General features: G+C 72.9%; 13 protein-coding genes. 7 read left to right on the top strand and 6 right to left on the bottom strand.

The window, feature by feature from the left end; translation table 11 throughout:
- Positions 1–143: 143 nt before the first annotated feature.
- The 3 genes from ACFWP3_RS18215 to ACFWP3_RS18205 form a co-directional block, all read right to left on the bottom strand.
- Positions 144–713, bottom strand: coding sequence for a hypothetical protein (locus tag ACFWP3_RS18215; protein ID WP_384221889.1), 570 nt, complete (start codon positions 711–713; stop codon positions 144–146).
- Between the two features lie 240 nt (positions 714–953).
- Entirely contained in the window at positions 954–1,724 is a 771-nt protein-coding gene (locus ACFWP3_RS18210) for a hypothetical protein (RefSeq protein WP_384221887.1), read from the bottom strand.
- Between the two features lie 36 nt (positions 1,725–1,760).
- The gene (locus tag ACFWP3_RS18205; RefSeq protein WP_384221885.1) at positions 1,761–1,898 is read right to left on the bottom strand and encodes a hypothetical protein; all 138 of its coding nucleotides are present in this window, start codon (positions 1,896–1,898) and stop codon (positions 1,761–1,763) included.
- Positions 1,899–2,882: 984 nt separating this feature from the next.
- On the opposite strand from ACFWP3_RS18205, the gene ACFWP3_RS18200 reads away from it, so the two are divergent.
- A complete protein-coding gene (locus ACFWP3_RS18200; protein ID WP_384221899.1) occupies positions 2,883–3,713 on the top strand; it encodes an SAM-dependent methyltransferase in 831 nt (276 codons plus the stop codon).
- Positions 3,710–5,989 carry a putative bifunctional diguanylate cyclase/phosphodiesterase gene (locus ACFWP3_RS18195; RefSeq protein WP_384221883.1) on the top strand — a complete coding sequence of 760 codons (2,280 nt, stop codon included), beginning with the start codon at positions 3,710–3,712 and terminating at the stop codon, positions 5,987–5,989. Before ACFWP3_RS18200 ends, ACFWP3_RS18195 begins: the two co-directional genes overlap by 4 nt.
- 10 nt (positions 5,990–5,999) lie before the next feature.
- On the opposite strand, the gene ACFWP3_RS18190 is transcribed toward ACFWP3_RS18195, so the two are convergent.
- Complete coding sequence (locus tag ACFWP3_RS18190; RefSeq protein ID WP_384221881.1) at positions 6,000–7,067, bottom strand: FAD-dependent monooxygenase; 1,068 nt, start codon at positions 7,065–7,067, stop codon at positions 6,000–6,002.
- A 125-nt stretch (positions 7,068–7,192) separates the two neighbouring features.
- Between ACFWP3_RS18190 and ACFWP3_RS18185 the strand changes: the two genes are divergently transcribed.
- Positions 7,193–7,852: a TetR/AcrR family transcriptional regulator gene (locus ACFWP3_RS18185; RefSeq protein WP_384221879.1), complete on the top strand. Its 660-nt coding sequence runs from the start codon at positions 7,193–7,195 to the stop codon at positions 7,850–7,852.
- Positions 7,853–7,931: 79 nt separating this feature from the next.
- On the opposite strand, the gene ACFWP3_RS18180 is transcribed toward ACFWP3_RS18185, so the two are convergent.
- Positions 7,932–8,810 (bottom strand): LysR family transcriptional regulator, encoded by an 879-nt coding sequence (locus ACFWP3_RS18180; protein WP_384221877.1) that lies wholly within the window; start codon positions 8,808–8,810, stop codon positions 7,932–7,934.
- A gap of 94 nt (positions 8,811–8,904) precedes the next feature.
- Here ACFWP3_RS18180 and ACFWP3_RS18175 point away from each other — a divergent pair, with 94 nt between their 5' ends.
- The 4 genes from ACFWP3_RS18175 to ACFWP3_RS18160 all read left to right on the top strand — a co-directional run bounded on the left by ACFWP3_RS18175 (position 8,905) and on the right by ACFWP3_RS18160 (position 13,141).
- Positions 8,905–9,609 carry a succinate dehydrogenase gene (locus ACFWP3_RS18175; protein WP_384221875.1) on the top strand — a complete coding sequence of 235 codons (705 nt, stop codon included), beginning with the start codon at positions 8,905–8,907 and terminating at the stop codon, positions 9,607–9,609.
- A 1-nt stretch (position 9,610) separates the two neighbouring features.
- A complete protein-coding gene (locus ACFWP3_RS18170) occupies positions 9,611–11,566 on the top strand; it encodes a fumarate reductase/succinate dehydrogenase flavoprotein subunit (RefSeq protein ID WP_384221873.1) in 1,956 nt (651 codons plus the stop codon).
- Positions 11,563–12,303: a succinate dehydrogenase/fumarate reductase iron-sulfur subunit gene (locus ACFWP3_RS18165; RefSeq protein WP_384221871.1), complete on the top strand. Its 741-nt coding sequence runs from the start codon at positions 11,563–11,565 to the stop codon at positions 12,301–12,303. The genes ACFWP3_RS18170 and ACFWP3_RS18165 overlap by 4 nt, the downstream gene beginning before the upstream one ends.
- Positions 12,304–12,493: 190 nt before the next feature.
- Positions 12,494–13,141, top strand: coding sequence for a hypothetical protein (locus ACFWP3_RS18160; protein WP_384221868.1), 648 nt, complete (start codon positions 12,494–12,496; stop codon positions 13,139–13,141).
- On the opposite strand, the gene ACFWP3_RS18155 is transcribed toward ACFWP3_RS18160, so the two are convergent.
- On the bottom strand, positions 13,138–15,552 hold the full coding sequence (locus ACFWP3_RS18155) for an ABC transporter (RefSeq protein ID WP_384221865.1): 2,415 nt from the start codon (positions 15,550–15,552) through the stop codon (positions 13,138–13,140). The genes ACFWP3_RS18160 and ACFWP3_RS18155 overlap by 4 nt on opposite strands.
- Positions 15,553–15,574: the final 22 nt, after the last annotated feature.

The following is a 15,574-nucleotide window of genomic DNA, read 5'->3' as shown; positions in this document are numbered from 1 at the left end:
TGGGGGGGGTCTCAGCCGGTAAGCCCCCCCCCCGGCGGGCGCCCCGGGGCCTGCGCCGGCCCGCGGGCCGACCGGCTGCCGGCGATCCGGGGGCACGGACGCCAGGGGATGACGGGCGGGTTCACCGACGGTGCCGGGCGGGTTCAGTGGCCGCGACGGCTGCCGCGGCGGCGCAGGGAGTACGCGGTGCCGGCCGCGGCGGCGAGGAAGAGGGCCGCGCCCGCGCCGAGTTGCACCGGATCCATACCGGCCACACTGCCGCCGAGGCCGCCCTGCACACCGCGGGCGGAGGTGGTGACGGTGGCGTTGGGGGTGGCCGTGCGCGTGGAACTGGTGGTCGGCCTGGTCGTGCCGCCCGCGATCGTCAGATCGGCCGAGCCGGTCTCGCCGTTGCAGGTGAAGGAGACGGAGTACACGGCTCCGCGCCGGGCGTCCCGGTCCACGGTGACCCGTACGGTCTGGCCACGGGCGATGCTCACGGTGTCGAAGACCCCGGAGGAGGCGGTGGCGTAGGCGGCGGTGCAGCCGGTGACCGCGAGGACCGTCTGGCCGCCAGGAGCGACCGTGGATGGAGTGATGGAGAAGCCGAACGAGGTGACCTGCCGGGCTTCTGCGGCGGTCGCGGCGGTCGTGCCGAGGGCGCCGAGCGCGAGTACGGCGCCCGTGGCGCCGGCGCTCAGCAGGGCTGTGGCGGAGGTACGTATCGCACCCATGGTTGATTCTCCGGATCCCCGAGGAGCAGCCGCGGAAGGGGTTTCCGCACGTGGGGGTTCGTGCGCCTCGATGTCCGCCACGCTAGGTGCGGGTGCCGTGGCCCGCGATCAGGAACGGGCGAATGGGGCATGGGACTGGGCCGAACCGGGGACGGGAGGCCCGTCCCCGGTTTGCCGCAGCCCGTTCGCCGACGGCCTCCGGCGGTGTCCGGCGCCCTCTGGCGGTGTCCGGCAGGGGCCTCAGTCCCGGAGACCCAGATGCGGGAACTGGGAGAGGAACGGTTCGGCGGTGGCCGAGATGCCCCGCCCGAACGGCGCGTCGAAGTCCCAGATGAGGAACAGCAGGAAGGCGATCAGCGCACTGAACAGACCGGCCAGCAGCAGCTCCCGGAAGGAGCGCCGGATCTGCAGGGTGAAGATCAGACCGACCGTCACCAGGGCTCCGGCGATGAGCCCGAACCACACCACCCCCGGCATCGTGGCTCCGGCGCCCAGCCCGCGCGCACCGCGGGCGTCGTCCGCGACGGCGACCTGGTCGACCAGCGGCTGGTACGCCTGCCCTTCGTGGTCGGTCTGCGGCTCGTAGTCGGTGACGTCCCGGCGGATCCGCTCCAGCAGTTCGCCGCCGCGGTCCGTGAGCCGGCCGTGCTCGGTCATCTCCCGCCACTCGGTGTCCACCACGTACGTCACGTACGCGTCGACGTCGGAGCGGATCTTCTTGCGGACCTCGGCCGGGTAGACCTCGGAGCGGACGCTGATCTCGTGCAGGGCCTGTGCCTCCTGGCGCACGAACTCCTGGGCGGCACCGCGGCCCTCCCAGACGCCGGCGATCGCCAGGCCCAGCACGATCGCGTAGATCACCCCGATCATCATCGTCATGTACTCGATGACGTCCGGGGTTTCGCTCGGATCGTCGTCCTCGCCGATCCTGCGGTGGTTGATGAAGGCGATGGACAGCACCACGGCACAGGCCGCGGCCATCGCGAGGGTCAGGACGAGCCATTCCGACAAGATGACTCCCAATCGGTTACGGGTGGGGCGCAAGTGCTACCGGGGGCGCAGCGCGACGATCGCGAGCACCGCGGGAGCCGCGGTCAGCAGGGTGAAGGTCACCGGTGAGATGTGGTGTTCGACCGGCTTGCGGGCGGGTGCGCGGTACGAGGGCCGGGCCACCGGCTTGGTCACGGGCGGTGGCGCCGCGGGGGTGGGCTCGGGTGGCCTGACCACCGGGGGCGGGGCGGGGGCGGGGGGCGCCGGTTTCGGCGGGAGGGCCTTCGGCACGGGCTTCGGTACGGGTTTCGGCGCCGGTTTGGGCGGGGGCGGCGGCGGTGGAGGGGGTGGCGGCGGAGTGGGCTTGGGCGGTGGGGCCGGGGGCGGAGGGGGAGTGGGCTTGGGCGGCGGCGTGGGCTTCGGGGGCGGCGGGGGCGGGGAGGGAGCGGGCTTCGGCGGACAGGGCGGGGGAGGCGGCGGCGGTGGCGGGCAGTGGTGTCCGCCGTGACCCCCGTGCCCGCCATGACCTCCGTGTCCCCCGTGTCCGCCGTGGCCTCCGTGTCCGTCGCGTCCTCCGCGCCCGTCGGACGGGCCTCCTCCGGAGCCGCCGCCGGACCGGCCTTCCTGCCGGCCTTCCTGTCGGCTGTCGCGATGTCCGCCGTGATGTCCGCCACCCGGGTCGCCTCCGCGGCCACCGCCGGAGACCGGCGCGACCAGGGCGCGCGCGGCACCGCCGTCGCCGGAGCCGGTCGTCGCGTAGGGGTGGCTATCAGCCACGGCCGGTGTCACGGCCAGGGCCGCCCACAGCAGGACCGGGACCGCCATCAGACGTCTGGCACAGGCTTTGTTCACCCGGCGAGCATGGGCTCGCGCCCGCCCGCGCGCGCGAGGGTCCGGCCCGGTTCGCCTGAACGGGTGGTGTGCCGACCGGAAAGGTTTGAGCCACTCGCGAGTCGCCCGGCGGGCGACTCCGGGCGCTCATCGCGCAATTCCCAAAAGGGATGTGTCGGTATCGATCATTCTCCCGGACAGGGCCGGCAGACGTGTTTGGTGTGTGACGAAGAACGGATCGCCAATTTCCGCTTTTGCTCGCCCCGTTGGGCAATGATCAGTACATTCGGCTCGGACAGGAGTCCGACCGCTGACGGACCACCGCAGGAACAACGCTTGGAGACCCCGATGGAGCGCCCCGCCTGGGCCCCGCCAGGCATCGACATATCGGTGCCGAGCGTGTCCCGCATCTACGATTACTACCTGGGCGGGTCCCACAATTTCGAGGTCGACCGCCAGGCGGCCCGCCGCGCCATGGAATTCATGCCGGGCCTGCCCAAGATCATGCAAGCCAACCGGGCATTCATGCGCCGCACCGTCCGGCACGCGGTCGCCGAGGGCGTCACGCAGTTCCTCGACATCGGCTCCGGCATCCCCACCTTCGGCAATGTCCACGAGATAGCCCAGGCGGCCAGCCCGGAGGCGCGCGTGGTCTACGTCGACCACGACCCGGTCGCCGTCGCGCACAGCCAGGCCGTACTCGCGGGCGACGAGCGCAGCGGTGTCGTCGCCGCCGACCTCCGCAAGCCGCGGGACATCCTGGCCGCCCCTGAGGTCACCCGGCTGCTCGACCTCGAACGGCCCGTCGCGCTGCTGCTCGTCGCCGTCCTGCACTTCCTGGAGGACACGGACGACCCGTACGCCGCCGTGGCCGAACTGCGCGACGCGCTGGCCCCCGGCAGCCTGCTGGTCCTCACGCACGCCTCGTTCGAGGGGATCCCGCTCTCGGAGGAGGTCGCGGGCGGCACCGTCGGCGTCTACCGGGACATCCGCAACCCCCTCGTCATGCGCAGCGGCGAGCAGATCCGCGGGTTCTTCGACGGGTTCGAGATGCTGGAGCCCGGTCTGGTGTCCATGCCCGACTGGCGGCCGGACCGTGCCGACTCCCCGGAGGAGGGTGCGGTTCCCGAGGACCCGTACGCCTTCTCGGGCTACGGCGGCGTGGGACGCAAGGCGTGAGACTTCCCGCACAGACGGCGGGTGCGCCGGACGGCGCCGCGGCGCCCGCCGGAGCGCCGGCCCCCGGGGCCGGCGCGGCCAAGGCCGCGGCTCCGGAACCGCCGGCGGTCCCCAAAGGCGGTATCGAGGACCGGATCGCCCGCTTCGCGACCATCTGGGGCCGGGCGATCTTTCCGGTCACGGCGACCTCGCTGACCCGCCCCGAGTTCGAACGGCACCTGCTCCCCCTCACCCGGACGCTCGCCGAGGCCCTGCACGCCCGCCCCTTCGACGCCGCCGTGGCCCAGCGGGTCGGCGCGGAGCTCGTCGCCGTGCACTGCACCGACCCCGAAGCGCTGTCGGGCACCCTCGGGGTGATCGAGTCGTACCTGGTGCTCTACTGCGGGCCCGGCTGGCCCGGGGGGCCCGGTGTCGGCTCCGGCGCGGAGGACACCGAGGAGTACCGGGCCCGCTGCGCCCGCCTCCAGCACGGGATCGCCGCGGGCTTCGCCCGGGCCCTGCGCGAGCGCACCCTCAAGGAGCAGGAGGCCATCGCCCGTTCGGCGCTGACCGCCCGCATCGACGCCCAGCAGGCCCTGCACGCGAGCGAGGAGCGCTTCCGGGCGGTCTTCGAGGGCGCGGCCGTCGGCATCGGCATCGCCGACCTGGAGGGGAACATCCTCGAGGTCAACGACGCGCTGCTGCAGATGTTCGGCGGCCTGGAAGGGCACGTCCGCGGCCGCAAGGTCAGCGAGTGGGGACACCCGGACGACACCCCGCACGTCTGGCGGATGCACGGGGAGCTGGTGCGCGGGGAGCGCGAGAACTTTCGCGTGGAGAAGCCGTACTACCGGCACGACGGCACCGTGCTATGGACCAACCTGACGGTGTCGCTGCTGCGCGACGCCGACGGTGCGCCGCGCTATCAGCTGGCGCTGATGGAGGACACCACCGAACGCCGGCTGCTGAACCTGCGCCTGCGCTACGAGGCGACCCACGACGCCCTCACCGGCCTGCCCAACCGGACGCTCTTCTTCGAACGGCTGGAGAAGGCCCTGAGCGGGCCCGGGGCCAGCCGCTTCGGCCTGTGCTACCTGGACCTCGACGGGTTCAAGGCGGTCAACGACAGCCTCGGCCACTCGGCGGGGGACCGGCTGCTGGTGGAGGTCGCGGACCGGCTGCAGAGCTGCGCGACCGGCCCCGGCGAGGTGGTCGCCCGGCTCGGCGGGGACGAGTTCGTGGCCCTGACCACCGGCCCCGACACCGAGCAGGAGGTGACCGACCTGGCGGTCCGCATCCTGTCCGCACTGTCGACGCCGATCCGGCTGCAGGGCCGCGAACTGACGGTCCGGGGCAGCATCGGCATCGTCGAGGGCCCGGCCCGCGAGCGCACCCCCGCGGAGGTGCTGCGCAGCGCGGACATCACGATGTACCGGGCCAAGGCGGCCGGCGGCAACCGCTTCGAATTCGCCGACGCCGAGGCCGACGCCCGGGCCATCACCCGCCACGGCCTGACCAACGCCCTGCCGGCGGCGCTGGAGCGCGGCGAGTTCTTCATCGAGTACCAGCCGCTGGTCCACATGCACGACGGCAGCGTGCACGGTGCGGAGGCGCTGGTGCGCTGGTCGCACCCGCAGTACGGGGTGCTCGGCCCGGACCGCTTCATCCCGCTCGCCGAACGGACCGGGCTGATCGTGCCGCTCGGCCGCTGGGTCCTGGAAGAGGCCGTCCGCCAGGCCCGCAACTGGCAGCGCCAGCACGGCGGCTCCTCCCTGCGGATCAACGTCAACCTCTCGCCGACCCAGCTGCACCACCCCGGCCTCGTCGCCGACACCGTCGCCGTACTGGAGAAGTCGGGCCTCGCCCCGGGCGCGCTGTGCCTGGAGGTGACCGAGTCGGCCCTGATAGGCGCCGATGACGAACTCCTCGAACCGCTGCGACGGCTCGCCGCGCTCGGCGTGGACATCGCCCTGGACGACTTCGGCACCGGCTACTCGAACCTGGCCAACCTGCGCCGCCTGCCGGTCAGCGTCCTGAAGCTGGACCGCTCCTTCACCCAGGGGATGCAGCAGAGCCCGGCCAACCCGGTCGACGTCAAGATCGTGGAGGGGATCGTCGCCCTGGCCCACAGCCTCGAACTCGCCGTCACCGTGGAGGGCGTGGAGACCGGAGCCCAGGCCGCCCAGCTGCGCGACCTCGGCTGCGACACCGCCCAGGGCTGGTACTACGCCCGCCCGGGCGCCCCCGACCGGATCCACACCCTCTCGCTCTCGGACGCCGTGCCCACACCTTCCTGACGCGGGCCGGTCAGTTCATGCCCGCCTCCGTCCCGCGCCCCGGCTCACGGACCGCCGCCATCACCCGCTCCATCCGCCGGCTGGTGTCGGCCAGCACCTCGGCCGCCACCGGCAGCCGCTCGGCCTCGTAGGCGTCGAGCACGCCTCCCTGAGCCGGGCCGGTGACGGCGGCGGCGAGGGTCCGGGCGAGCGCGGCCGCGTCCTGGATCCCGGTGTTCATACCGAGCCCGCCGGCTATCGGATGGACGTGCGCCGCGTCCCCGGCTAGGAAGACCCGGCCCTCGCGCATCCGGGCGGCCTTGCGGACGTTGGCCCGCCACGACGAGAGCCAGGTGGCATCCGCGAGCCGGATCCCCGGCACCCCGGCGTACCGGTCGAAGAGCCGCTGGAAGCCCTCCAGCGACGGCGGCAGCGGCTCTCCCCGCTCGTCCGCCTCGGGCGCGGACTGGAGTTGGAAGACCTCCGACCCCGGTATCGGGCAGAGCAGTATCCCGCCGCCGTCCGAGGTGAACCACTGGTGCCAGTAGTCCCGGCTCAGACCCGGAGCCCTGACGTCACCGACCACCATCGACGGCTGCTCCTCCGTGTGCCCCTCGAAGGGGATGGCGAGGAGCTCGCGGACCGAGCTGTGGCCGCCGTCGCATCCCGCGGCGTACCCGGCGCGGACCGAACGGCCGTCGGCCAGCCGCGCGGTGACCCCGCCGGCGTCCTGGGCGATCCCCACCACCTCCGCCTCGTACTCGATCAGGACGCCGAGCCCGGCCAGCCGCTCGCGGAGGGCCTCCTCGACCTGCCACTGGCCGATCAGCAGGCCGCCGCCGGCCGGGGTGTCGCTGATGTGGGCGCCGTCGAAGTACTTGCGCAGGATCAGGTCGCAGGTCCCGGCCCTGGAGAGCCGCTCGTCGAGGCCGAGCCGGGCGAAGACCTCCAGGCTGCCCTGGTTGAGCCCCTTGCCCCGGGACTCGCGGTGGGGTCCGGCACGCCGCTCCAGGATCCGGACGGCGAGGCCGCGCAGGGCCAGTTCGCAGGCCAGGGTCAGTCCGGTGGGGCCGGAGCCCGCGATCAGTACGTCGGTCATCGGAAGTCCTCTCATCGTGTCGATGACTCAAGGAAAGCGGCTCCCCGACAAAAAAGCAACCCGGTCACGAAAATAACCAGGTCCAAAAACTTACCCGGTAACGAATCCGTGCTAGGGTGTGAGGCATGGACAATACGACGGGTCTGCGCGAGAACAAGAAGCTCCGTACGCGCCAACGGTTGACGGCCACGGCGCTCGAACTCTTCCTGGAGCACGGCTTCGACGCCGTCTCCGTGGCCGATGTCGCCGCGGCGGCGGAGGTCTCCAAGCCCACGCTGTTCCGGTACTTCCCGAGCAAGGAGGACCTGGTGCTGGACCGCTTCGCCGACCACCAGGACGAGGCGGCGCGCATCGTGAGCGAGAGACCGGCCGGCCAGGGTCCCGTCGGCGCCGTACGGGAGCACTTCCTGGCCGCCCTCGACCGGCGCGACCCGATCACGGGGCTCTGCGACCACCCCGCGGTCCTCGCCTTCGAGCGGCTGGTCTTCTCCACCGCCAGCCTGGAGGCCCGCCTCGCCCGCTATACCGCCCGCGAGGTCGAACTGCTCACCGAAGCCCTCGAAGCCGAGTCCACCCCGCCGCTCACCGCCCGGCTGGCGGCGCTGCACCTGGTGACGGCACGGGGGGAGCTGGGCCGGGAGAACTGGCGCCGGATCGAAGGAGGGCAGAGCGCCGACGAAGCCCATCCGGCGGCCGTGGCCGACGCGGAGGCCGCGTTCGGCATGCTGGCCGGCGGGCTCGACCAGGTGTTGCCCATACGCACCGGCGCCGCCTCGGCGGGCTGACGGCCGGCCGCCGGAGCCGTCCGCGTCCGCCCCGGCAGTCTCCTCCGCCCCGGCAGTCCCGTCAGCCCCGGCAGTCCCGTCAGCCCACCAGGATCCGCTTCAGCTCGCGCGCCGCACGCGGGGGAGCCACGTCGGTGCGGTGTGCCATCGCGATCGTGCGCCGCAGCGGGGAGCCGGCCAGGGGGGTCGCCCGCAGGCCGGGGCCCGCCCGGTCCACCACCATCGCGGGGACCACGGCGATGCCCAGCCCTGCCCGGACGAAGCCCAGGACCGCGTCCATCTCGCCGCCCTCCACCGTGAACACCGGCTCGAAGCCCTCCGCACGACAGGCCGCCACCGTCATCTCGCGCACGTCGTAGCCGTGCCGGAACATCACCATCGGCTCGTCGCGCAGCCCGGACACGGTCAGCGCCCCGCCCCCGCCCGGCGCCGGCAGCTCCGCCGACGAGACCACCACCAGGTCCTCCGTCAGCAGCTCCACCGTGGTCAGCGCCGGAGCCGACGGCGGCAGCGGCAGCGCGATCAGGGCCAGGTCCAGGGCGCCGCGCGCCAGCTCCCGTACGAGATCGAGCGAACCGCTCTCCTCGATCAGCAGCTCGATCCCCGGATGCGCGCGGTGGAAGGTGCGCAGCACGTCCGGCAGCAGGCCCGTGCAGACGCTGGGCGTGGCACCCAGCCGGACCCGCCCGCGCCGCAGCTGGGCCAGCTCCTGCACCTCCAGCCGCGCGGTGTCGGCGTCCGCCAGGATCCGCCGGGCCAGCGGCAGCAGCGCCTCGCCCGCGTCCGTCAGCGCGATGTTGCCCCGCGCCCGGCTGAACAGCTCGGCGCCCAGCTCCCGCTCCAGCGCCTTGATCTGCTGGGACAGCGAGGGCTGGGCCACGTGCACCTGCTCCGCGGCCCGCGTGAAGTGCCGGGTGTCGGCGACGGCGACGAAGTAGAGGAGCTGCTGGAACTGCATGAACCCCAGCATAACGCCGTCATAGCCACTCCCTATGGACATCAGCCCCATCATGTCTTGGACCTTTCGGGACTTTCGTCCTTACGGTCGAGACATGGCTCTGGCAACGCGGACGGGTCGACGGCCGTCCACCACGCGCACGATCTGGGACTCGTCCGTCGGCAAGAAGTCCGTGATGGCCGTGTCCGGCCTGGTCATGCTCGGCTACCTCGTCGTGCACATGCTCGGCAACCTCAAGATCTTCTTCGGGGCCGAGGAGTTCAACGGCTACGCCCACTGGCTGCGCACCCTGGGCGCGCCCTTCCTGCACTACGAGTGGGCCCTGTGGATCGTCCGCGTGGTGCTGCTCGCCGCGGTCGTCGCGCACGCCGTCTCCGCGTACCAGCTCAGCCGCCGCGGCATCCAGGCCCGCCCGGTGAAGTACGCCCACAAGCGCCGCCGGGCGAGCTATGCCACCCGCACCATGCGCTGGGGCGGCATCATCCTCGGCCTGTTCATCGTCTGGCACCTGCTCGACCTCACCACGCTCACCGTCAACGAGCGCGCCTGGGCCGGCCACCCGTACGAGAACGTCCTGTCCACCTTCTCCACCTGGTACGGCAACACGATCTACATCGTGGCGATGGCGGCCCTCGGCCTGCACGTCCGGCACGGCTTCTGGAGCGCCGCCCAGACCCTCGGCGCGGGCAACGCCCGGCGCGAGCGGTCACTGAAGTTCCTGGCCAACGCCCTGGCCCTCGTCCTCTTCGCGGGTTTCGTCTCTGTCCCCGTGGCCGTCATGACCGGAGTGGTGAACTGACATGAGCGACCTCGGACACGACTACAGCCGCTACGGCACCGGCGCACCGCTCGCCGACACCAAGGCCCCCGAAGGCCCGATCGCGGACCGCTGGGACCGCCGCCGCTTCGAGGCCAAGCTCGTCAACCCGGCCAACCGCCGCAAGCACACCGTGATCGTCGTCGGCACCGGCCTCGCCGGCGGATCCGCCGGCGCGACCCTCGCCGAACAGGGCTACCACGTCGTCCAGTTCTGCTTCTCCGACTCCCCGCGCCGCGCCCACTCCATCGCCGCCCAGGGCGGGATCAACGCCGCGAAGAACTACCGCAACGACGGCGACTCGGTGCACCGCCTCTTCTACGACACCGTCAAGGGCGGGGACTTCCGCGCCCGCGAGTCCAACGTGCACCGCCTCGCCCAGATCTCCGTCGAGATCATCGACCAGTGCGTCGCCCAGGGCGTCCCCTTCGCCCGCGAATACGGCGGCCTGCTCGACACCCGCTCCTTCGGCGGGGTCCAGGTCTCCCGCACCTTCTACGCCCGCGGCCAGACCGGCCAGCAGCTGCTCCTCGGCGCCTACCAGGCCCTCTCCCGGCAGATCGCCGCGGGCAACGTGGAGATGCACGCGCGCACCGAGATGCTCGACTTGATCACCGTGGACGGCGTGGCCCGCGGCATCGTGGCCCGCGACCTGATCACCGGCGAGATCTCCACCCACTACGCCGACGCGGTGGTGCTGGCGAGCGGCGGCTACGGCAACGTCTTCTACCTCTCCACCAACGCCATGAACTCCAACGCGACCGCCGTCTGGCGGGCGCACCGGCGAGGCGCCTACTTCGCCAACCCCTGCTTCACCCAGATCCACCCCACCTGTATCCCGCGCACCGGCGACCACCAGTCCAAGCTCACCCTGATGAGCGAGTCCCTGCGCAACGACGGCCGCATCTGGGTCCCCAAGGCCAAGGGCGACACCCGCCCCGCCGCCGACATCCCCGAGGACGAGCGCGACTACTACCTCGAGCGGATCTACCCCTCCTTCGGCAACCTCGTGCCCCGCGACATCGCCTCGCGCGCCGCGAAGAACGTCTGCGACGAGGGCCGCGGCGTGGGCCCCGGCGGCCAGGGCGTCTACCTCGACTTCGCCGACGCCATCCGCCGCATGGGCCGGGACAAGGTCGCCGAGAAGTACGGCAACCTCTTCGAGATGTACGAGCGGATCACCGCGGAGAACCCGTACGAGGTCCCCATGCGGATTTACCCGGCCGTGCACTACACGATGGGCGGCCTGTGGGTCGACTACGACCTCCAGACCACCGTCCCCGGCCTCTTCGCCGTGGGCGAGGCCAACTTCTCCGACCACGGCGCGAACCGCCTCGGCGCCTCCGCCCTCATGCAGGGCCTCGCCGACGGCTACTTCGTGCTGCCCGCCACCATCAACGACTACCTGGCCCGCCACCCGCACCAGGAGGCCGTCGACGACACCCACCCCGAGGCCCGGGAGGCCGTACGGGAGACCCGCGAGCGCCTCACGAGGCTGCTCTCCGTCGACGGCGACCGCACCCCCGACTCCTTCCACCGCGAGATCGGCGAACTCATGTGGGAGTACTGCGGGATGGCCCGCACCGAGGAGGGCCTGCGCAAGGCGCTCGGCCGGATCCCGGAGATCCGCGAGGAGTTCTGGCGGCGCATCAAGGTCCCCGGCACCGGCGAGGAGTTCAACCAGTCGTTGGAGAAGGCCAACCGCATCGTCGACTACCTGGAACTCGCCGAGCTGATGTGCCTCGACGCGCTCCACCGCGCCGAATCCTGCGGCGGCCACTTCCGCGAGGAGTCCCAGACCCCGGACGGCGAGGCCGCACGCCGCGACGAGGAGTTCTCCTACGCCGCCGCCTGGGAGTTCACGGGCGCCGCCCCCGTCCTGCACAAGGAAGACCTCGTCTTCGAGTACGTCCACCCCACCCAGCGGAGCTACGCATGAAGCTCACCCTGCGCGTCTGGCGCCAGCGCGGCGCCGACGCCCCCGGCCACATGGCCTCCTACGAGGTCGACGGCATCTCGAAGGACATGTCCTTCCTGGAGATGCTCGACACCCTCAACGAGGACCTCATCCTGCGCGGCGAGGACCCGGTCGCCTTCGACCACGACTGCCGCGAGGGCATCTGCGGCGCGTGCAGCCTCGTCATCAACGGCGACGCCCACGGCCCGGAGCGCACAACCACCTGCCAGCTCCACATGCGGTCCTTCGCCGACGGCGACACCATCGACGTCGAGCCCTGGCGGGCCTCCGCCTTCCCGGTGGTCAAGGACCTCGTCGTCGACCGCGGCGCCTTCGACCGCATCATCCAGGCCGGCGGCTACATCACGGCCCCCACCGGCGCAGCCCCCGAGGCGCACGCCACGGCAGTGCCCAAGGCCGACGCCGACTTCGCCTTCGAGCACGCCGAGTGCATCGGCTGCGGGGCCTGCGTGGCGGCCTGCCCCAACGGCTCCGCGATGCTGTTCACCTCCGCCAAGGTCAACCACCTCAACGTCCTCCCGCAGGGCTCGCCCGAGCGGGAGTCCCGGGTGCTGGACATGGTGGCCGCGATGGACGACGAGGGCTTCGGCGGGTGCACCCTGACCGGCGAATGCGCCACGGCCTGCCCGAAGGGCATCCCGCTCCCGTCCATCGCCGCCATGAACAAGGAGTGGCTGCGGGCGGTCCGCAAAGGCTGACCGCTGAGTCGAGGCGCCGCCCCGATCCGGCCGCGGCGCCACACCGACCCGCCGAGCCGCCGCCTCGATCCGCTCGCCCCACCACCCCGATCCGCCGACCGGCTGACCGGCTCCGCCGACCGGGCGCTCGTACGGCCCCCGCGCCGCGCCGCACCCCGGCGCGGTCCCGGCCGTGGGGGACAGTGCACCCATGCCACATGCCCCCGCCGGGTCCGGACCGCGCCGCCGAGCCGTACTGGCCGCCGCCCTCGCCCCGCTGGCCGTCGCCGGCTGCTCCGCGGAGGAACCCGCGCGGCCGGCGCCCGGCCCCCAGGCCGGGCCCGGGGACGCCCTGATCATGGTGATCCGGCACGCCGAGAAGCCGTACGCCGGGGACTCCGGCTGGGACGAGGAGGGCGAGGACGACCCCGGTTCGCTCGCCGGCCGCGGCTGGCGCAGGGCCGACGAGCTCCCCCGGCTCTTCCCGCCGGCCCGCGGCTCCTCGCTGCCCCGCCCTGCCACCGTCTTCGCCGCCGGCGGCAGGGCCGGGGCACCCGCCCGGTGCAAGCAGACCGTCGCGGCCCTGGCCACCGCTCTGCGCACCCCCGTACGCGCCGAGTTCGCCGTCGGTGCCGAGCCGGCCCTCGTGCACGCCGTACTGCGCGCCCCCATGCCCGTGCTCGTCTGCTGGGAGCACAGCGGCATCCCCCGCCTGGTCCGCGCGCTGGGCGCCCACCAGGTCCTCGGCGTCCCCGCCGCCTGGCCCGACCGCCACGACCTCGTCTGGACGTTCACCCGCCGCCAGGGCCGGTGGAGCTTCCGAGAAATCCCGCAGCACCTGCTGTCCGGCGACGCCTAGACGACCTGGTAGACGGCCCCGCCTTCGAGCGCCCGTGCCAGGTACCGCGCCGTGCGGCCCGTGCCCGCCGCGGCCACCTCGGCCGGGGTGCCCGAGGCGACGATCCGGCCGCCCTCCGCGCCCCCGCCCGGGCCCAGGTCGATGACCCAGTCCGCGCCCGCCACCGCCGCCATGTCGTGCTCCACGACCACCACCGAGTGCCCGGCGTCCACCAGCCCGTGCAACTGCCGCAGCAGCACCCGCACATCGGCCGGATGCAGCCCGGTCGTCGGCTCGTCCAGCAGGTACAGCGTGTGGTCCCGGCGCAGCCTCTGCAGCTCCGTCGCCAGCTTGATCCGCTGCGCCTCGCCGCCCGACAGCTCGGTGGCCGGCTGCCCCAGCCGCAGATAGCCGAGCCCGATGTCCTCCAGCGCCCGCAGGCTGCGCGCCGCCGCCGGGACCTCCGCGAAGAATCCGGCCGCCGCCTCCACCGTCAGCCCGAGCACCTCGGCGATGTTCAGACCGGCGTACCGGACCTCCAGGGTCTCGGCGTTGTACCGGGCGCCCGCGCACTGCGGGCACGGGGCGTAGGTGCTCGGCAGGAAGAGCAGCTCCACCGAGACGAAGCCCTCGCCCTGACAGGTCTCGCACCGGCCGCCCGGCACGTTGAAGGAGAACCGGCCCGCCTTCCAGCCGCGCGCCCTCGCCTCCGGAGCCGCCGTGAACAGCTTGCGCACCACGTCGAACAGCCCCGTGTACGTGGCCAGGTTGGACCTCGGGGTGCGGCCGATCGGCTTCTGGTCCACCTCCACCAGCCGCCGTACCGGGAAGTCCGGTTCCGCCAGCCGTCCGGCGACCTCCCGGGCCAGCGCCTGGCCCACCAGCGTGGACTTCCCCGATCCCGACACCCCGGTCACGGCGGTGAACACGCCGAGCGGGAAGGGCACGTGCACGTCCCGCAGGTTGTGCCGGTCCACCCCGCTCAGCCGCACCGACCCGGTGGCCGTGCGCACCGGACGCCGCGCCCCGGCCGGCTCCGGCGCCGCGAACAGGTGCCGGGCCGTCGCCGACCGCGCCACACCGGCCAGCTCCTGCGGCGGCCCGCTGTACAGGACCTGCCCGCCGTGCTCCCCGGCCAGCGGCCCCACGTCCACCAGCCAGTCCGCGTGCCGCACCACCGACAGGTCGTGTTCCACGACGAACACCGTGTTCCCGGCCTCCTTCAGCCGGTCCAGTACGCCGAGCAACGCCTCGGTGTCGGCCGGGTGCAGCCCGGCCGACGGCTCGTCCAGTACGTACACCACCCCGAACAGCCCCGACCGCAGCTGCGTCGCCAGCCGCAGCCGCTGGAGCTCGCCCGCGGACAGGGTCGGCGCGGCGCGGTCCAGGCTCAGGTAGCCGAGCCCGAGCTCCACCACGGGCCCGATCCGCGCGCGCAGGTCCCGCGCGAGCACCCGCGCCGCCTCGTCCTCCAGCGGCGCGGCGGCGAGTACGCCGTCCAGGCCGGTCAGCGCCATGGCCGCCAGCTCGGCGATCCCGTAGCCCGCGAAGGTCACGGCCAGGGCCTCGGGCCGCAGCCGCCGCCCCTCGCACACCGGGCAGGATGAGTCGGCGAGGAACCCCTCCGCGCGGGCCCGCAGGGTGGCGCTCTTGCTGTCGGAGAAGGTCCGCATCACATAGCGGTGGGCGCTCATGTACGTGCCCTGATAAGGCCGTTGGATCCGGTCGGCGTCCCGCACCGGGTGCACGGTCACCACCGGCTGCTCCTCGGTGAACAGGATCCACTCGCGGTCCTTCGCCGGGAGCTCCCGCCACGGCCGGTCGACGTCGTGTCCCAGCGCCTCCAGGATGTCCCGCAGGTTCTTGCCCTGCCAGGCGCCGGGCCAGGCGGCGATGGCACCCTGACGGATCGACAGGCCCGGCTCGGGGACGAGGAGTTCCTCGCTGGTGCGGTGGATCCGGCCGAGTCCGTGACAGGAGGGGCAGGCCCCGGCGGCGGTGTTGGGGGAGAAGGAGTCGGAGTCGAGCCGCGGGGCCCCCGGCGGGTAGGTGCCGGCCCGGGAGTACAGCATCCGCAGCGAGTTGGACAGCAGGGTCACCGTCCCGACCGAGGACCGCGATCCCGGCGAGGAGCGGCGCTGCTCCAGCGAGACGGCGGGCGGCAGCCCGGTGATCGAGTCCACCTTCGGGGCGCCGATCTGGTGGATGAGCCGGCGGGCGTACGGGGCCACGGACTCGAAGTACCGGCGCTGCGCCTCGGCGTAGATCGTACCGAAGGCGAGCGAGCTCTTCCCGGACCCGGAGACCCCGGTGAACACGGTCAGCGCGTCGCGCGGGATGTCCACGTCGACGCCGCGCAGGTTGTGCTCCCGGGCGCCCCGGACCCGTACGCGGGAGTCGGGGGCGGGCAGGGGATCGCGGGACTGGTGCATTCGCCCTATTTTAGAGCCCCGA

The organism is Streptomyces sp. NPDC058525, from assembly GCF_042719495.1.
Lineage (GTDB): Bacteria > Actinomycetota > Actinomycetes > Streptomycetales > Streptomycetaceae > Streptomyces.
Note: the sequence above shows the minus strand (reverse complement) of the source record. Positions and strands in the feature narration are given on the sequence as shown.